General features: G+C 68.4%; 17 protein-coding genes. 16 read left to right on the plus strand and 1 reads right to left on the minus strand.

Features of this window, described 5'->3' with window-relative positions; genetic code table 11:
* The first annotated feature begins 19 nt into the window (after positions 1–19).
* The 15 genes from AACH10_RS21135 to AACH10_RS21205 are packed head-to-tail and all read left to right on the plus strand — an operon-like array spanning position 20 to position 15,001.
* Complete coding sequence (locus AACH10_RS21135; protein WP_341412494.1) at positions 20–1,033, plus strand: sugar phosphate isomerase/epimerase family protein; 1,014 nt, start codon at positions 20–22, stop codon at positions 1,031–1,033.
* Between the two features lie 20 nt (positions 1,034–1,053).
* Positions 1,054–1,446 (plus strand): C-glycoside deglycosidase beta subunit domain-containing protein, encoded by a 393-nt coding sequence (locus AACH10_RS21140; RefSeq protein ID WP_341412495.1) that lies wholly within the window; start codon positions 1,054–1,056, stop codon positions 1,444–1,446.
* A 27-nt stretch (positions 1,447–1,473) separates the two neighbouring features.
* Positions 1,474–1,872 carry a C-glycoside deglycosidase beta subunit domain-containing protein gene (locus tag AACH10_RS21145; RefSeq protein ID WP_341412496.1) on the plus strand — a complete coding sequence of 133 codons (399 nt, stop codon included), beginning with the start codon at positions 1,474–1,476 and terminating at the stop codon, positions 1,870–1,872.
* 13 nt (positions 1,873–1,885) lie between these two features.
* A complete protein-coding gene (locus AACH10_RS21150; RefSeq protein ID WP_341412497.1) occupies positions 1,886–2,905 on the plus strand; it encodes a sugar phosphate isomerase/epimerase family protein in 1,020 nt (339 codons plus the stop codon).
* 47 nt (positions 2,906–2,952) lie between these two features.
* Positions 2,953–3,870, plus strand: coding sequence for a sugar phosphate isomerase/epimerase family protein (locus AACH10_RS21155; protein ID WP_341412498.1), 918 nt, complete (start codon positions 2,953–2,955; stop codon positions 3,868–3,870).
* Entirely contained in the window at positions 3,863–4,822 is a 960-nt protein-coding gene (locus AACH10_RS21160) for a sugar phosphate isomerase/epimerase family protein (protein WP_341412499.1), read from the plus strand. The genes AACH10_RS21155 and AACH10_RS21160 overlap by 8 nt, the downstream gene beginning before the upstream one ends.
* Positions 4,823–4,860: 38 nt before the next feature.
* Positions 4,861–5,631, plus strand: coding sequence for a TIM barrel protein (locus AACH10_RS21165; RefSeq protein WP_341412500.1), 771 nt, complete (start codon positions 4,861–4,863; stop codon positions 5,629–5,631).
* Positions 5,632–5,646: 15 nt separating this feature from the next.
* On the plus strand, positions 5,647–6,429 hold the full coding sequence (locus AACH10_RS21170) for a TIM barrel protein (RefSeq protein WP_341412501.1): 783 nt from the start codon (positions 5,647–5,649) through the stop codon (positions 6,427–6,429).
* Positions 6,430–6,462: 33 nt separating this feature from the next.
* A complete protein-coding gene (locus AACH10_RS21175; protein ID WP_341412502.1) occupies positions 6,463–7,248 on the plus strand; it encodes a nuclear transport factor 2 family protein in 786 nt (261 codons plus the stop codon).
* 11 nt (positions 7,249–7,259) lie between these two features.
* Positions 7,260–8,936: a GMC oxidoreductase gene (locus AACH10_RS21180; RefSeq protein ID WP_341412503.1), complete on the plus strand. Its 1,677-nt coding sequence runs from the start codon at positions 7,260–7,262 to the stop codon at positions 8,934–8,936.
* A 48-nt stretch (positions 8,937–8,984) separates the two neighbouring features.
* Positions 8,985–10,187 (plus strand): MFS transporter, encoded by a 1,203-nt coding sequence (locus tag AACH10_RS21185; protein ID WP_341412504.1) that lies wholly within the window; start codon positions 8,985–8,987, stop codon positions 10,185–10,187.
* 59 nt (positions 10,188–10,246) lie between these two features.
* Entirely contained in the window at positions 10,247–11,563 is a 1,317-nt protein-coding gene (gene xylA / locus AACH10_RS21190; protein WP_341412505.1) for a xylose isomerase, read from the plus strand.
* Positions 11,564–11,598: 35 nt separating this feature from the next.
* Entirely contained in the window at positions 11,599–13,032 is a 1,434-nt protein-coding gene (locus AACH10_RS21195; protein WP_341412506.1) for an MFS transporter, read from the plus strand.
* 23 nt (positions 13,033–13,055) lie between these two features.
* Positions 13,056–14,018, plus strand: coding sequence for a sugar phosphate isomerase/epimerase family protein (locus tag AACH10_RS21200; protein ID WP_341412507.1), 963 nt, complete (start codon positions 13,056–13,058; stop codon positions 14,016–14,018).
* Between the two features lie 14 nt (positions 14,019–14,032).
* Entirely contained in the window at positions 14,033–15,001 is a 969-nt protein-coding gene (locus AACH10_RS21205) for a sugar phosphate isomerase/epimerase family protein (protein ID WP_341412508.1), read from the plus strand.
* Positions 15,002–15,034: 33 nt separating this feature from the next.
* On the opposite strand, the gene AACH10_RS21210 is transcribed toward AACH10_RS21205, so the two are convergent.
* A complete protein-coding gene (locus AACH10_RS21210) occupies positions 15,035–15,958 on the minus strand; it encodes a LysR family transcriptional regulator (RefSeq protein ID WP_341412509.1) in 924 nt (307 codons plus the stop codon).
* Between the two features lie 142 nt (positions 15,959–16,100).
* Between AACH10_RS21210 and AACH10_RS21215 the strand changes: the two genes are divergently transcribed.
* Complete coding sequence (locus AACH10_RS21215; RefSeq protein WP_341412510.1) at positions 16,101–17,264, plus strand: alpha/beta hydrolase family protein; 1,164 nt, start codon at positions 16,101–16,103, stop codon at positions 17,262–17,264.
* The last annotated feature ends 15 nt before the right edge of the window (positions 17,265–17,279 follow it).

A 17,279-nucleotide genomic window follows, 5' to 3' on the forward strand; every position in this document is an offset into this window, starting at 1 on the left:
CCTTCACGAGAACCGCATCATGAGCCATCAGATCAAGCGGGGCGTCAGCCTCTACAGCTTCCAGAACGAGACCTTCCTGCGCACCATGTCGCTGGAAGACTGCATCCGCACCTGCGCCGAGATCGGTGCCAAGGGCATCGAGGTGGTGGGCGAGCAGACCTTCAGCGGCTGGCCCGAGGTGGGCATGCCCACGGCCGAGATCGCGCACTGGCACGCGCTGATGGAAAGGTACGGCACCTACCCGGTGTGCCACGATTTCATGCTGGACTACAAGCGCGTCAAGGGCCAGGTGATGCCCTTTGCCGAGCAGGTGGCCAGCGTCAAGCGCGACATCGACTTCGGCGCTGCGCTCGGTGCGCCCTACATCCGCGCGCTGGTGTCCATCGCGCCCGAGGTGCTGGTGGCCTGTGCCAGCTATGCCGAAGACTTGGGGCTCAAGATCCTGATCGAGATCCACGCGCCGCTGCACTTCGACCACCCGTGGATCGTGCGCCACGCCGAGGCGTACGAGAAGTCGGGCTCCCAGGCGCTGGGCTTCCTGCCCGACATGGGCATGTTCGTGCACCGCTTCCCGCGGGTGTGGAAGGAACGCTTCATCCGCAACGGCGTGCCGCAACACATTGCCGACTACATCGAGAAGGCCTATGAAGACCGCACGCTCAGCGAGTACGTGCTACTGGATGTGCGCGAGATGGGCGGCACCGGCCCGGCGCTGGCCATGGCCGAGACGCTGCGCCACAACGCCGCGTTCGAGCCCAAGCGCATGCTGGACTTCATGCCCCGCATCCACAACATCCACGGCAAGTTCTACGAGATGACCGAGGACGACGTGGAGTACTCCATCCCCTACGACGAGATCGTGGCGGTGCTCAAGCAAGGTGGCTTCAAGGGCCACATCTGCTCCGAGTACGAAGGCAACCGCTGGATCGAGGACGCGCACCCGGTGCAGTCGGTGGAGCAGGTCAAGCGCCAGCACCGCATGCTGTGCCGCCTGCTCGATGAGCCCCTGCCCGCCGCGCTGCAGAAGAACTGAACCCGCAAGGACACCCGATCATGATGGACGCACACATGCTCTGCGACGACGGCTTCGAGAACGTCGTCGAGGGCGGACAGATCACCGGCTTCGCGCTGCTGGCGCGCCTGCCGTACTACCGCGGCCTGGGCCTGTCGATGGTGGAAGACATCGCCGTCACCGTCGATGGCGAGGCCGTGCCGCGCGAGGCCATCCGCCTGCAGCTGCGCGGCCGCAGCTGGAGCCTGGACGAGATGGAGCGCTGCTTCGACGAGAAGTGGAACTTCGGCGAGAAGGCGCGCGTGGTGGTGGCCCGCCCCGGCGGCCTGAGCGCCGGTGAGCACGAGATCGGCCTGGCCGAGCGCCTGCGCATCAGCTACCTGCCCTTCGTGCCCACCACGCAGACCCGCAAGCGCCTGCGCATTGCCGGCTGACCGCCCCCCAATCTCTGAAAGCCTGCCATGGCCCGATTCTTCAAGAACGCCTTCAGCGACTACCTGATCACGCCCGAGGACTCGCTCGTCACGCCCGAGGGCCTGGTGCTGGATCTGCGCCTGCCCTGGTACCGCTCGCTTCCGCTGTCGGTGGTGATGCCCACACAGGTGCTGGTGGACGGCGAGGCGCTGTCGCTGGAAGGCGCCACCGTCGAGTACGAAGGCAAACGCTACACGCTGGCCGAGTTGCCCGAGCAGACCGGCACCTTCTGGTTCATCCAGGACTCCGTGCTGCTGCATGTGCCCAGCCCGAAGCCGCTGGCCGCCGGCAAGCACCACGTGGTGGTCACGCTGAACCTGTACCCGCCCTACATCCCGATGCTGACCCATGTGACCCGCGGCGACGCGCAGGTCGAAGCAGCTTGAGCAAGGACCTTTCATGACGACCACACCCGCCAAGGGCTTCCAGCTCGGCTCCACGCTCTACAGCTTCACCAACGAGTGGCATGAGCGCCGCTACGGCTTCGAGGACCTGATCGCCGAAGTGGCCAAGCGCAAGCTGGGCCCCGGCCTGGAGCTGATCGGCTTCTCCAGCATCCGCGGCTTCCCGAACGTCAGCGACGACTTTGCGGCGCGCTTCAAGGACCTGATGGCGAAGTACGAGCTGACGCCCAGCTGCCTGAGCATCAACGCCGACATGGCCATCCGCCGCGGCACGATGATGAGCGTGGACGAGGCCGTGGCCTACCACGCGCCGCAGATCGAGGCCGCCGCCAAGATGGGCTTCCCCACGGTGCGCTGCCAGTTCGCCGCGCCGGTGGAGGTGATCATCCGCCTGCTGCCGCTGCTGGAAAAGCACGGCATCCAGATCGGCCCCGAGGTGCATGCACCGCTGAACCCCAGCTCGCCGCCGGTGATGGCCTGGCGCGAGGCCTATGCCAAAGCCAACTCGCCGCTGCTGGGCTTTGTGCCCGACTTCGGCTGCTGCGCCAGCCGCCTGCCCGCCACCTACATCGCCAACCTGCGCCGCCAGCAGTTGCCCGAAGACCTGATCCAGCTGGCGCTGGAGGTGTGGCAGCTGCCCAAGGACGCCGGCTGGAAGCGCCAGGAGTTCGCCCGCCGCGTGGAGCCGCTGAACGCCGATCCGGCCGACGTGAGCGCGCTGGCCGTGATGTTCAACATCCTCAGCCCCGGCAGCGCCGAGATGTGGAAGGAAATCATGCCCCAGGTGGTGCATGTGCACGGCAAGTTCTACGACTTCGACGACGAGGGCAACGAGGCCTCGATCGACTACGGCAGCATCCTGCCGGTCTTTCACGACGGCGGCTTCACCGGCTTCATGTCCAGCGAATGGGAGGGCCACCTCTACATGCGCAACATCGACGCCTTCGACATGGTGGCCAAGCATCAGGCGCTGGCGCGGCGCATCATCGCCAAGCACACGGGGCAGGCAGCGTGAGCCAGATTGGCGCGCCGCTGGCAGGGCGGCATCTTCGCTACGCCTACATGGACCACTGGCGTGTGGACACGCCGCAAGGCCCGCTGTCGCAGTACACCTCGGTGGAGCGCTTCGATGCGTTCCTGAAGCAGGTGGCCGGCGTGGGCTTCGAGGCCATCGAGACCTTCGATTTCCATCTGCCGGTGCTGCGTGACCTGTTCGGCTCGCTCGACGCCGCGCGGGCCCACATGCAAAGCCGCGGCATCGACCGCGTGCTGAGCCTGTTCCACGCGGTGATGTACGACGCGCGCCAGAGCACGCCGCATGTGCGCGCCACGCACGACCGCATGGCGGGCTATGCCGAATACATCATGAAGAGCAGCGCCGGCCTGGGCGTGCAGAACTTCATCGTGATGCCGGCCGGCCTGTACTTCGACGTGGAGCCGGTCACCGACGACAAGATCCGCGCCTGCGCCGAGCTGTGGAACCGCATCGGAAAAATGACGCTGGAAGGCTATGGCGTCAAGACCTGCTGCCACCACGAGTTCTTCTGCGGCATCCGCTCGGCCGAGCAGCTGAAGAAGTTCTATGACTGGACCGATCCGCGCTACGTGTTCCTGTGCCTGGACACGGCCCAGCATGTGATCGCCGGCGTCGACCCGGTGGACCTGTTCATCCAGCGCCGTGATCGCGTGGCCGCATTCCATCTGAAGGACACGCACCACGTCGACCTGAACGGCGACTACCGCCGCAAGCCCGATGCCGAGGTGATGGCCCCCACCACCGACCGCTGGTTCTACGAGATGGGCACCGAGGGCGGCCTGGTGGACTTCCCCGCGCTGTACGGCGCCATGAAGGACACGAACTGGGCCGGCTGGGTGGGCGTGGAGCACGACAAGGCCGACGTGGGCGGCGGCAACTACCCCGAGAGCACGGCCATCGCGGCCTGGACGATCCGAAATGTGCTGAGGTCGATTCATGACTAAGTGGGCTTACGCCACCAACCAGTGGAAGGCCGGCTTCACCGGCTTTGCCCGTATGGAGCAGCAGGAGCGTGCGCTCAAGACCACGTCGGCCTGCGGCTTCGACGCCATCGAGCTCAGCGCCGGCACCGGCCGCTGGGACCCGATGGGCCGGCCCGAGAACATCGCGCTGAACTTCGGCTCGGTGGACCACTTCAAGCTGAAGCTGCGCGAGTGGGGCATCCACCGCGTGGCCAGCCTGTTTCTCGATCCGCAGCAGATGAGCTTCGAGGAGCTGCACCACGGGCTGGACTGCACCGACCGCAGCCAGCACGCGCTGCTGCTGGAGCAGACGGGGGTGTTCGCCCGCTTCCTGGCCGAGGTGGGTGGTGATTGCCTGGTGCTGCGCGCGCTGCCGCCGTTTGGCAAGCACGGCGGCCTGGATGCCGAGCGCCAGGCCGCCGCCGCCGCGTGCTGGAACGCCGTAGGCGCCATGACCGCCGCGCTGGGTGTGAAGACCGTGCTGCATCTGGATGCGCTGGCTGCACTGCGCAGCATGGACGAGATCGAGGCCTGGCTGAAGCAGCTGGACGCCGCCACCGTGGGCCTGGCGATGGACACGGCCGAGCTCACCATCGCCGGCCATGACGTGGCGGCCTGGTACCGGCGCTTTGCCAGCCGCGTGTGGCACATCCATGTCAAGGATGCGCTGGCTGTGGACGCGCTGGACGAATACCGCGCGCCGAATGCCGAGCGCGCGCTGATGAAGGCCGGTGGCCAACGCGGCATTGCGCGCTGGTTCGGCGAACTGGGCACGGGCCTGATCGACTGGCCTGCCCTGATGAGTGCCCTGCGCGAGACCGGCTATGCCGGCTGGCTGGTGGTGGAGAGTGACCAGGGCCCCGCGCCCCAGGCCGCGGCCATGATGCAGAACGCCTGGACCGTTCGGCATGTGCTGCAGCCGCTGCTGGCCTGAGGTGGGCCTGCAGTTCCAACCTGCCGAAAGAGCACCCCATGAAGCTGTCCGCGGTCATTGAAGACCTGTACATGTTCAACGAGGCCGGCGACATGCCGGCGCGCATCCGCGCGGCCGCTGCCGCGGGGCTGGAGAAGGTCGAGTTCCACATGTGGAACCAGGTCGACCTCGACGCCGTTGCGGCCGCGCTGAAGGAAACCGGCGTCCACCTGCAGAGCATCACCGTGGGCCCGCGGGTGGGCTGCGTGGACCGCAGCAAGACCGACTTCATCCGCGAGGCGCTGCAGCGCACCATCGCCACCTGCCAGCGCCTGGGCGCCACCGACATGATCATCGCCGGCGGCCCGGCGCTGAAGGACGCCTCGGCCGCCGAGCAGCATGCCGCGATGGTGCACAACCTGAAGCACCTGGCACCGGTGGCGGCCGATGCCGGCATGCGCCTGTTGCTGGAGCCGCTGAACACACGCGTGGACCACCCGGGCTTCTTCATGGCCTCGGCCATCGAAGGCCTGGACATCGTCGAGGAAGTGAACCACCCGGCCGTTCGCCTGCTGTACGACGCCTACCACGCGGAAGTGATGGGCGAGGACCACGCGCAGATCCTCCAGCGCGCCCACCTCATCGGCTATGTGCAGGTGGCCGACACGAATGGCCGCCACGAGCCCGGCACCGGCACCATCGATTGGGCCACCTGGTTGCCGGCCCTGACGGCCGCCGGCTACACCGGTGACATCGGGCTGGAGTACCGCCCGAGCAACGGCACGCTGGCGTCGCTGCAGCGCACGCGCCAAGTCTTCGGCATGGCCTGAGCCGGGAGAGCCCGCATGCGACTGATCCCCTGCATCGAGATGCTCTACAAGACCGAGCATCCCGATTTCATCCAGCGCTTCCACGCTGCCAAGGCCGATGGCTTCGATGCCGTGGACACCTGGCTGTGGCGAGACAAGCCCATAGCCGCCATGGCGGACGTGGTGGCCGAGACCGGCGTGCAGGTGTTCAGCCTGTGCGCAGACCCGCGCGCCAGCCTGGTCAACTCGGCCGAGCACGCCACCGTGCTGGGCGCCGTGCGCGACGCCGTGCCGGTGGCGCGCCGGCTGAATGGCCGTGGGCCTGCCGCGCGCATCATCCTGGCCTCTGGCTTCGGCCTTCCCGGCCAGGCGGAGAGCGACATGCGCGCCAATGCCGTGACCGTGCTGCGCGAGGCCGCCCGCATCGCGGCCGATGGCGGCGCCACGCTGCTGCTGGAGCCGGTGCACATGGTGATCCACGGCAACCTGATGGCCGTTCGCAACATCCGCCAGGGCCTGGATATCGTCGAGGAAGTGGACCACCCGGCGCTCCAGCTGCTGGCCGATGTGTACCACCACGCGGTGGACGGCCAGGCACTCGAAGACGCCTTCGACAGCCGCACCGCGGCATTGGTGGGCCATGTGCAGGTGGCTGACTACGAGGGTCGGCATGAGCCCGGCACCGGCAGCCTGCCCTGGGCCGCTCTGCTGCCGCTGCTGAAGCAGCGCGGCTACACCGGCGCCATCGGCCTGGAGTATCTGCCCTCGCTGCCGCACGCCGAGTCGCTGGCGCTGACGCGCCGCACGCTGGGTCTGTGAGCCCACCGCACCGATCACACGAAAAGACACGACATGAGCCAATCGACCCCCGCCACGCCAGATCCCGCAGCGCTGGCCGCGCGCATCGCCGAACTGGAACACCGCCTGGCCCGCACCGAGGCCCGCGGCGCCGTGGAGAACCTGTTCTCCAACTACATGCACCTGCACAACGGCTACGAGGACGAGAAGATCATCGGCCTGTGGGCCAGCCCCGGCACGCCGGGACTGCGCGCTCAGTACTCCAACAAGGGCATCTACGACAACTGGGAATCGATCACCGCCTACCACCGCGGCCGCCCGGCGCCGGTGGGCAAGCTGCTGCTGCACTACAGCACCACGCCGTCGATCGAGGTGGCCGGTGACGGCCGCAGCGCGCGCGGCATCTGGATCGTGGGCGGCGTGGAGTCGGGCCTGACCGATCCGGCCCAGGCCGCCAATGCGCCCGAGTTCCTGTACGAGAAGGAGCTGGTCAACGGCCAGAAGGTCTGGGCGCACTGGGTGGCCATGAAGTACGAGATGCACGCGTTGCTGCAGGACGGCGTGTGGAAGATCTGGCGCTTCCGCTGCTTCGAGGTGTTCCGCGCGCCGTATGGCCGCAACTGGATCGACTTTGCCGCCTGCACCGAGGCCATCCCCGACTTCCAGCGCTTTCACGAGAACCTGGCCTACTTCGGCCACGATGGCAAGCCCGTGTGGCTGCCCGACACCGACCAGCCGGCGCAAGACTTCTACCAGGCCTACAGCACCCAGACCGCCCAGGCCGTGGTGCCGCGCCCGCCCGCCCCGTACGACACCGATCCCGAAACGCCTGCCCATTGAATTTCGCTGCCATGACCGAAGAAGTGTTTGACGCCATCGTCGTGGGCTCCGGCGCCACCGGTGGCATCGCCGCCAAGGAGCTCACCGAGCGCGGCCTGAAGGTGCTGGTGCTGGAAGCCGGCGGCCCGCATCCCGAGGCCAAGTTCGAGGCCGCGGCCAAGGCCCAGTTCGCCGCCATCGGCTCCTGGGCGCGCATCAAGGCCGGGATGAGCGGCCAGCACAAGCAGGCGCTGACCTCGTTCTACACGCCCGAGAAGTCCTTCCTGTTCGTCAACGACAACGAACACCCGTACGAGTCGCCGCAGGACTTCTACCTGTGGTTGCGCGGCAAGCAGGTGGGCGGGCGCTTCCTGGCCTGGGGCCGGGTGGCGCTGCGCATGTCGGACTACACCTTCAAGTTCAAGAGCCATGAAGGCGCGGGCTTCGACTGGCCCATCGGCTATGCCGACCTGGCGCCGTACTACGAGCACGTGGAGCGCTTCCTGGGCATCATGGGCAACGACGACGGCATCGACTACTGCCCGTCGGGCAGCTACGCCGCGCCGGCGGGTCTGTCCAAGGCCGAGCAGAAGTTCAAGGCCGCGGTGGAGGGCCGCTTCAGCGATGCCAAGGTGATGGCCTGGCGCTATGTGCGCAAGGAGGCCACGCCGGTGGACGGCCAGCGCAACCGCACCACCACGCCGCTGCAGGCCGCTGCCGCCACCGGCCACCTGACGCTGCGCGCCAACTCGCCCGTGGAACGGGTCAACACCGATGCGCGCAGCGGCCGCGCCACCGGCGTCACCTACATCGACGCCGCCACCGGCAAGCGTCACGAGGCCCGCGCCAACGTGGTGATGCTGTGCGCCTCCACCATCGAGACCATCCGCCTGATGCTGAACTCCAAGGGCGAGCGGCATCCGCAGGGCCTGGGCAATGGCTCGGGCCTGGTGGGCCGGTACTTCATGGACCAGATGCTCACACTGGGCTTCGGCACGGCGCCGGGCTTCAAGGGCGGCGAGCTGGTGGACGCCAAGAACCCTGCCGACAACCATGGCGGCATCTACATCCCGCGCTTCCGGCAACTGAAGAAGGCGGGCGAGCTGGGTTATGCCGGTGGCTTCAACCTGCAGGGCCTGGTGGGCCGGCCGATGCTGCCGCCGCACATGGATTCGGTGTTCGGCCTGACCGGCCATGGCGAGATCCTGCCGCATGCCGACAACCGCGTGCAGCTGGCCACGCGCAAGGACCGCCTGGGTGTGCCCATCCCGTCGGTCAGCATCCGCCTGCGCGACAACGACCTGAAGCTGCTGCACGACCAGGTGCAGGTGCAGAAGGAGGTGATGAAGGTGGCCGGCCTGAACGTCGACTTCCTGATCAGCCCGCTGGGCATCAGCTCCGACGGGCCCTTCATGCCCAACGCCAAGTGGTACGAGCGTCTGATGTTCCGCATGGCCTACAAGCGCAGCGTGGCCGTCGGCGGCGCCATCCATGAGTGCGGCGGCGCACGCATGGGCGATGATCCGGCCAGTTCGGTGCTGAACGCGCACAACCAGATCTGGGATGCGCCCAACGTGTTCGTCACCGACAGCAGCTGCTTCGTCACCAACGGCACCTGTGGCCCCACGCTGACCACGATGGCGCTCACCGCGCGCGCCTGTGACTTCATCGGCAAAGAGTACGGCCACTCGGCCGCACTGCGCGCCTGAGGCTCTGAGCCCCGAGCCAACTCCCGCCTGCAGTCAAAGGAAGCAACCATGCACACCCCACGCCGCGCTGGCTTCGCCCAGGGCCTGGTGATCATCCTGATCGGCATCCTGCCGATGATGGCCATCGTCACGCTGATGCCCATCGTGCCCGCCCTCGTCAAGGCCTTCCCCGAGGTGGGCGGCATCCAGACGCTGGCGCCGCTGGTGCTGTCGGCGCCGGGGCTGTGCGTGGCACTGTTCTCGCCGTTCGCCGGCGCACTGACCGACAGGCTGGGCCGGCGCAAGCTGCTGATCATCTTCACCACGCTGTACGGCATCGGTGGTGTGCTGCCCTTCTTCATCACCAGCTTCACGGCGCTGATGGCCGGGCGGCTGCTGCTGGGCGTGGGCGAGGCCTTCATCCTCACCATCGGCAACACCTTGCTGGGCGACTACTTCGACAAGGACGCGCGCGCCAAGTGGTTGATGTGGCAGAGCTTCGTGGGCCCGGCCCTGGGAGCGGTGCTGGTGGCCGGCAGCGGCAAGTTGTCGATGGTGGCCTGGAACCTGCCGTTCCTGATCTACGCCGTGGCACTGGGCATCGCGGCCTTTGCCGTGTTCACCGTGTACGAACCCGAGCGCCGCACCGACGCCGATCCGCGCGAGCCGGGCACGGCCACGGTGATGGCCTTCCCGTCGGGGTTGATGATGCGCATCGCCGCCACCACCTTCGTGCTGGCCGCCATCTACTTCGTCTACACGCTGCAGTTTTCGCTGGCACTCGACCAGATGGGCATCAAGAAGGGCAGCGAGCTGGGCCTGTACACCGCGCTGGCCAGCGTGGGCGTGCCGGTGGGATCCATCCTGTTCAAGTTCATCGCCGGGCGCAGCGCCAACCTGCAGTTCACGGTGCTGTTCGTGCTGCTGGGCATCGGCCTGACCGGCATTGGCATGGCGCTGGGCCTGGAAGCCACGATGGCCTTCGCGTTCGTGCAGCAGCTGGCCGCGGGCATGACCATCCCGGTGCTGATCGGCTGGAGCCTGCGCGAGCTGCCCGAGCGCTTCCGCGGCCGTGGCATGGGCTGGTGGTGCAGCGCGTTCTTCCTGGGCCAGTTCGTCTCGCCCTTCTTCGTCACCGGCATGCGCGCGCTGGCCGGCGGCCTGCTGCAGGCCTTCGTGGTGTTTGGCGTGCTGTGCATCGCCATCGCGCTGGCCAATGCGCTGCTGTCGCGCTCGCCGGGCCAACGGCCGCGTCCGCACCTGGCCGGCTGACCCCCTCGTTCCCCCACATTGATTCCTGGCCGATCCCTGGACGGCCGGAAGGATCCGTCATGACCGATCGCCTCTACGCTGACCTGCCCATCGTTCGCTACGAGGGCCCGCAGTCCACCAACCCGCTGGCCTACCGCTGGTACGACGCCCAGCGCGTGGTGCTGGGCAAGCCGCTGGCCGAGCACCTGCGCCCGGCGGTGTGCTACTGGCACACCTTCTGCTGGGGCGGGCAGGATCCGTTCGCACTCGGCGACGGGCTGTTCCAGCGTCCCTGGTTCAGCGGCGCGCCGCTGGCGGCGGCCCAGCTGAAGCTGGACAACGCCTTCGACTTCTTCACGCGCCTGGGCCTGCCGTTCTGGTGCTTCCATGACCGCGATGTGGCGCCCGAGGGCGCGACGCTGCGCGAATCCAATGCGCTGCTCGATGCGGTGCTGGAACGCGCCGCCCGCAAGATGCAGGACAGCGGCGTCAAGCTGCTGTGGGGCACGGCCAACCTGTTCAGCCATGCGCGCTACATGGGCGGCGCCGCCACCAACCCTGATCCTGAGGTGTTTGCCTATGCCGCGGCCCAGGTCAAGCATGTGCTGGAGTGGACGCACCGGCTGGGCGGCGCCAACTACGTGCTGTGGGGCGGGCGCGAGGGCTACGAGACCCTGCTCAACACCGACTTGCGGCGCGAGCTGGACCAGTACGGCCGCTTCCTGGCCGCGGTGGTGGAGCACAAGCACAAGATCGGCTTCACCGGCACGCTGCTGATCGAGCCCAAGCCGCAGGAGCCCACCAAGCACCAATACGACTACGACAGCGCCACGGTCTACGGCTTCCTGAAGCGCTACGGGCTGGAGAGCGAGGTCAAGGTCAACCTCGAGGTCAACCACGCCACGCTGGCCGGGCACAGCTTCGAGCACGAGGTGGCCACGGCCGCCGCACTCGGAATTTTGGGTTCGATCGATGCCAACCGCGGCGACGAGCAGCTGGGCTGGGACACCGACCAGTTCCCCAACAACCATGTGCAGCTGGTGCCGGCCATGCTGGAGATCATCCGCCACGGCGGACTGGGCAGCGGTGGCATGAACTTCGACGCCAAGGTGCGGCGCCAGAGCATCGACCCGATCGACCAGCTGGAAGGCCACATCGGCGGCATCGACACGCTGGCCCGCGCCTTCTTGAGTGCCGCCGCGCTGCACGAGGCCGGCGCGCTGGATGCGCCGCTGGCCGAGCGCTATGCCGGCTGGCAGGGCGAGCTGGGCCGCAGCATCCTGGCTGGTGCCAGCCTGGATGCGCTGGCCGATGTGGTGCACGGCCAGGGCCTGTCGCCCGTGCCGCGCTCGGGCCGCCAGGAGCGGCTCGAAAACATCGTCAACCGCTTCGTCTGATGGCGGCTGGGCCTGGGGCGGCCAGCCCTGACAACGTGGACCACAAGCTGGCATCTCGCGAGCCCGGCGCGCTCACCGGCCGGCGCCGCACCTGGGCGTTCGCTGTCGTGGCCATCGCCTTCGTGATGGACCTGCTGGACGTCACCATCGTCAACGTGGTGCTGCCGTCCATCGGCCAGTCGCTGCACGCCAGTGCGGCGCAATCGGCCTGGCTGGTGGCGGGCTACGCGCTGTCGTTCGCGGTGCTGCTGGTGGTGGGCGGCCGGCTGGGCGATCTGTACGGCCATCGCAGCATGTTCCTGTGGGGCGTGGCCAGCTTCACGCTGGCCTCGGCCGCCTGCGGCGTGGCGCCCACGGCCGATGCGCTGGTGCTGGCGCGCCTGGCCCAAGGCGCCTGCGCCGCGCTGATGGTGCCGCAGGTGCTCACGCTGATGCAGGCCCTGTACGCGCCGCACGAGCGCATGCGCGCCTTCACCATCTTCGGCCTGCTGGGCGGCGTGTCGTCGGCGCTGGGCCCGGTGCTGGGCGGCCTGTTGGTGGATGCCGATGTGGCCGGTCTGGGCTGGCGCCTGGCCTTCCTGGTCAACCTGCCGGTGGGCGCGCTGGCCATGGCCGGCGCGCTGCGCCTGTTGCCACGCGATCCGCCGCAGCCCGGCATCACGCTGGACCTGGCCGGCACCGCCTGGTGCCTGGCCGCCGCGCTGGCCTGGGTGGTGCCGCTGATGCAGGGCCCGGAGCACGGCTGGACGCCGGCACTGTGGGCCCTGCTGGCCGGCGCGCCGCTGCTCAGCGCGGCGCTGTGGCGCCACTGCCAGCGCCTGGAGGCACGCGGCGGCCAGCCGGTGGTGCTGCCCTCGCTGCTGGCCGATGCGGGCTACCGGCGCGGCATGGGCCTGTCGCTGCTGTGCACGGGGGTGGTGCCGGCGCACCTGTTCGTGCTGACATTCGCGTGGCAGCTGGGGGCGGGCCTGAGTGCCACGCAGATGGCCCTGCTGTGCATGCCCATTGCGGCCGGGGTGATGCTCAGCATCACCACGCTGGGCAAGCTGGCCTTCGCCCGCCTGGGTGGGCGCTGCATCGCGCTGGGCCTGCTGATCCAGATGGCGGGCATGGCGCTGATGGCGGCGGTGGCTGCGGGCTGGCTGGGCGATCCGGCGCAGCGGGTGATGGCCTGGCCGGGCCTGCTGGCGCAGGGCCTGCTGGGTCTGGGCGTGGGCTTCATCGGTCCGCCGCTCACTTCGGTCACGCTGCAGTCGGTGCCGCGCAGCCAGGCGGGTGGTGCATCGGGCGTGGTGAACGCCGGGCGGCAGTTCGCCGCCGTGGCGGCCATTGCGCTGGTGGCCGCGCTGATCCAGGGCAGCCAGCGCAGCTACACCCCCCTCACGCTGCTGCAGGCCGCGCCCGCGCTGGCGCTGCTGATGGGGGTGAGCGCATGCCTGGCCTGGCGCCTGCCCCGCCTGGCGCCTTGAGTTCCACCGCAGGAGAGTCCGCCATGTTGGCCAACGACACACGCGAGAACCGACACATCCGCTGGCAGTACGCCGACCACTGGCGCGCGCCGTCGGCGCAAGGGCCGGTCAATCAGTTCGCCTCGCGCCGCGAGATGGACCGCTTCATCCAGCAGATCTCGGCCGTGGGCCTGCGCGGCATTGGCGTGTTCGCCTGGAATCTGGGCGCCATTGCAGGCATGTTCGGTTCGTTGCGCGCTTACCACCAGTTCCTGGTCGAGCGCGGCTTGCACAAGATCGTCGACCTGTTCTGGTGCCTGCCCCAGGCCAGCCGCGGCCTGGCCATTCACAACCCAGCGCACCACGAGGCCATCTTCCGCATGCTGGAGCACTTTGTGCAGATGGCAGATGGCCTGGGCGTGGAGAACCTGGTGGTCATGCCGGCGCATGCGTACCGCGACACGGAACCGGTGGATCCCGGCCGCATCGCCTGCATCGCCGATCTCTGGAACCGCGTGGGCCGCATGGCCAGTGACCACGGCCTGAAGCTGGGCTGCCACCACGAGTTCTGGTGCGGCATCCGCTCGCACCGCGAAATCGATGCCTTCTACGCGGCCACCGACCCGGACCATGTGCACCTGTTCATCGACACGGCCCAGCATGTGATTGCGGGTGTGGACCCCGTGGCGCTGTACGAGCGCTACCACGATCGGGTCTGCGGCTTCCACTTCAAGGACACGCGGCATGTGGACCAGGTGTCCGACTACCGCGCACTGCCCGAGCCGGAGCTGGCGGCGCGCACCACGCCGCGCTGGTTTCATCCCATGGGCACGCCGGGCGGGCTGGTGGACTTTCCCGCACTGATGCGCGCGCTCAAGGCCCGCGGCTACCGCGGCTGGATCGGTGTGGAGCATGACAAGGCTGACATCGGCGGCGGCAGCTATGCAGAGAGCACGGCGCTGGCGATGTGGTACGCCAAGAACGTGCTGGAGCCCATTTACCGCTGATCAAAGGACTGGTCGTGACACTGCGCTGGAGCTACGCACTCAATGCCTGGAAGGGGGGGCACGACCTGTTCGTGCGGCCCGAGGACCACGAGAAGGCGTTCAAGACCTTGTCGGCCTGCGGCTTTGACGCCATCGCGCTCACGGCCGGCACCGGCCGCTGGGAACCGCTGGGTCGCAAGGACTGGATCGAGACCTACTACGGCTCGGTTGGGGGCTTGCAGCGCGTGCTGGCGGCCGCGGGTATCCACGCCGTGTCCAGCTGCGCATTCGATCCGGGCGCCATGATCCTGGAGGAGGGGGCTTTCGGACGCTCGGTGCTGAATCCGGACGACCATGGCCGCATCGTCGCGTCGATGGCGCCATATGCCGAGCTGCTGGCCGAGCTGGGCGGCGACACGCTGGTGGCGCGCGGCCTCCCCGCCTGGCGCGCCGGCTGCACGCTGGATGCTGCCCTGGCCGCCACCGTGGCGCACTGCTGGAACGCTGCCGGCCGCATGGCTGCAGAGCACGGCGTGCGCCTGTCGCTGGCGTTCGATGGCCTGAGCCAGGCTCGCTCGATCGATGACATCGCCCGCCTGTTGGACGCCTGCGATCCGGCCTGCGTGGGCCTGTCCATCGACACCGCCGATGCCGTGATCGCCGGCATCGACCCGCTGGCGCTGCACACCCGCCTGCGTGAGCGGCTTTGGCATGTGCAGCTGAAGAACACCCGCCATTGGGATGCGCTGGCCGAGTACCAGCAGCCCGGCGCCGAGCGCACGCTGCTGGCCGGCGGCGGCGCACGCGAGATCGCCCGCTGGTACTGCGAACTGGGTGACCCTCACGGCCTGGTCGACGTGAAGGGCTTCTGCCAGCAACTGCTGGACAGCGGCTACTCGGGCTGGACGGTGGTGGATTGCCCGCACAGCCCGCTGGCCGCAGAGAGCGCCCTGCTCAACGGCTGGTATGTGCAGAACGTACTGGCTGCGCTGGAGCCTGTTTGACCGCGTCGTGACCGCGGCCGCCGCGCGCGCGGATCAGCCGTCCGCCTGCGCGTCCATGCGCTGCACCGCCTGGCGCAGCAGCCCGCGCAGCCACACCAGGCCGGGGTCTTGCGTGCGGTACTTGTGCCATTGCGCGCATTGCTCCATCGGTGGCATGGCCAGCGGCGTGGGGTACACCTTCAGCCCCCAGGCCGGTGCCGCCAGCTGTGCCAGGCGCGCGTGCACGGTGGCCACGTGCTCGGTGCCACGCACCAGTGGCGGCATGGTTGCAAAGCCGTAGGTGGTCACGGCCACGCGGCGGGCGAAGCCGTGGCGCTTCATGAACCAGGTCTCGAACGAATCGCCCATGCCGCCGGGCGGCTGCATCACCACATGGCCGGCGGCCTGGTAGCGATCGAGCGTCAGCGTGCCCTGGGCCAGGCGGCTGTGCGCGCACACCACGCAGACGAACTGCTCCTCGTACAGCAGGTCCTGTGGATGATCGGGCGACAGAAAGCCACGCGGGATGATCAGCAGATCGGCCTCGCCGCGTTCCAGGCTGCGCTGCGGGTTGCTGACCTGCGGCAGGAAGTCGAAGCGCGCCGTGCAGCGCTGCTGCGCGGCCAGCGCCAGCAGATGCGGCGCCAGCACGGTCTGCGTGTAGTCGGACAGGAAGATGCGGAAGGTGCGGTCGGTGGCCGCGGGGTCGAACTGTGGCTGGCTGGCGATGGTGGTGTCGATGCGCACCAGCACGTCACGCACGGCATCGTGCAGCCCTTCGGCGCGCGGCGTGGGCTCCATCTTGCGGCCCACCTGCACCAGCAGCTCGTCGTCGAAGTAGGTGCGCAGCCGTGCGAGTGCGCTGCTCACGGCCGACGGCGTGAGGTTCAGCCGCTGCGCCGCGCGCGTGATGCTGCGCTCGGTGAGCAACGCGTCCAGCGCGATCAGCAGGTTCAGGTCGAGGCGGTTGAATCGCATGGGCGCCTGGCTTCACTTCTTGGGTTAACCCTCGATTGTGAGATGGCATCGAATCATTGCGTCAACCGAATGCGTTTTTCTTGTGGGCTGTGCTTGCCTAAGCTGCCGCCACCGCGGTGATTGCACCGGTCTCAGCACATCCATGTTCAAGTATTTCCCCACCAATTACGTCTGGAACCTCTCGGTCGATCTGGCCATCGAGATGGGCGCACGCATCGGCGAGATCGAAGCCATGTGCGCGCCGCTGCAGGAGGCAGCCAAGGCGCCCGATGCGGCCGGCACCCGCGCCTTCCGCGAGACCTGGGTGCGCATGGCCGATCAGCTGTGCTCGCTGGCCGACGAAGACCGCGCGCGTGGCCGCCTGTTCTCGGCCGGCGAGAAGCTGCGCCGCGCCAGCGGCTACCTGATCACCGCCGAGCGCCTGCAGGCGCACGACGCGCCGGGCCGCCGCGCGCTGTACGAGCGCGAGCTGGCCTTGTTCCTCGAAGGCTCGCGCCTGATGGGCGATCGTGTGCAGCGCGTCGAGATCCCCTATGAGGGCAAGACGCTCTCCGCGCTCTACCTGCCCGCAGAAGGCCTGCAGCCGGGCCAGCGCGCACCGCTGCTGATGCAAGTGAACGGCCTGGACTCGACCAAGGAGATGAAGTACCTGGTGGGCCTGCCCGGCTGGCTGGCCCAGCGGGGTGTCTCGTCGCTGATCGTCGACCAGCCCGGCACCGGCGAGGCGCTGCGCTTGCACGGCCTGACCGCCCGCTTCGACAGCGAGCACTGGGCCAGCCGCGTGGTCGACTGGTTGGAGACGCGTGACGACGTGGACCCGCAGCGCATCGGCATGGAGGGCGTGTCGCTGGGCGGCTATTACTGCCCGCGCGCCGTGGCGCACGAGCCGCGCTTTGCCTGCGGCGTTGTCTGGGGCGCCAACCACGACTGGCGCGATGTGCAGAAGCGCCGGCTGGAGAAGGAAGGCAACTTCCCGGTGCCGCACTACTGGGCCCATGTGTGCTGGGTGTGGGGCGCCAAGGACGTGGACGACTTCATGCGCATCGCCGAGAACGTGCACCTGGACGGCGTGGTCGAGAAGATCCGCGTGCCCTTCCTGGTGACGCATGGCGAGAAGGACAGCCAGATCCCGCTGAAGTGGGCACAGCGCACCTACGAGCAGCTGATCAACAGCCCCAAGCGCGAGCTCAAGGTGTTCACCGACCGCGAAGGCGGCGTGCAGCACAGCAGCTTCGACAACAGCATCAACGCCGGCCACTACATCGCCGACTGGGTGGCCGAGACGCTGCACGGCCGCATTGCCTGATCGGCCATCCCCTGA

The sequence above is a fragment of the Pseudaquabacterium inlustre genome (assembly GCF_038066595.1).
Taxonomy (GTDB): Bacteria; Pseudomonadota; Gammaproteobacteria; order Burkholderiales; family Burkholderiaceae_C; genus Pseudaquabacterium; species Pseudaquabacterium inlustre.

Coding starts and splice junctions, on each gene's coding strand:
- AACH10_RS21135 (WP_341412494.1), top strand. CDS start 20: ATGAGCCATCAGATCAAGCGGGGCGTCAGCCTCTACAGCTTCCAGAAC.
- AACH10_RS21215 (WP_341412510.1), top strand. CDS start 16,101: ATGTTCAAGTATTTCCCCACCAATTACGTCTGGAACCTCTCGGTCGAT.
- AACH10_RS21175 (WP_341412502.1), top strand. CDS start 6,463: ATGAGCCAATCGACCCCCGCCACGCCAGATCCCGCAGCGCTGGCCGCG.
- AACH10_RS21185 (WP_341412504.1), top strand. CDS start 8,985: ATGCACACCCCACGCCGCGCTGGCTTCGCCCAGGGCCTGGTGATCATC.
- AACH10_RS21150 (WP_341412497.1), top strand. CDS start 1,886: ATGACGACCACACCCGCCAAGGGCTTCCAGCTCGGCTCCACGCTCTAC.
- AACH10_RS21160 (WP_341412499.1), top strand. CDS start 3,863: ATGACTAAGTGGGCTTACGCCACCAACCAGTGGAAGGCCGGCTTCACC.
- AACH10_RS21200 (WP_341412507.1), top strand. CDS start 13,056: ATGTTGGCCAACGACACACGCGAGAACCGACACATCCGCTGGCAGTAC.
- xylA (WP_341412505.1), top strand. CDS start 10,247: ATGACCGATCGCCTCTACGCTGACCTGCCCATCGTTCGCTACGAGGGC.
- AACH10_RS21155 (WP_341412498.1), top strand. CDS start 2,953: ATGGACCACTGGCGTGTGGACACGCCGCAAGGCCCGCTGTCGCAGTAC.
- AACH10_RS21210 (WP_341412509.1), bottom strand. CDS start 15,958: ATGCGATTCAACCGCCTCGACCTGAACCTGCTGATCGCGCTGGACGCG.
- AACH10_RS21165 (WP_341412500.1), top strand. CDS start 4,861: ATGAAGCTGTCCGCGGTCATTGAAGACCTGTACATGTTCAACGAGGCC.
- AACH10_RS21180 (WP_341412503.1), top strand. CDS start 7,260: ATGACCGAAGAAGTGTTTGACGCCATCGTCGTGGGCTCCGGCGCCACC.
- AACH10_RS21170 (WP_341412501.1), top strand. CDS start 5,647: ATGCGACTGATCCCCTGCATCGAGATGCTCTACAAGACCGAGCATCCC.
- AACH10_RS21140 (WP_341412495.1), top strand. CDS start 1,054: ATGATGGACGCACACATGCTCTGCGACGACGGCTTCGAGAACGTCGTC.
- AACH10_RS21145 (WP_341412496.1), top strand. CDS start 1,474: ATGGCCCGATTCTTCAAGAACGCCTTCAGCGACTACCTGATCACGCCC.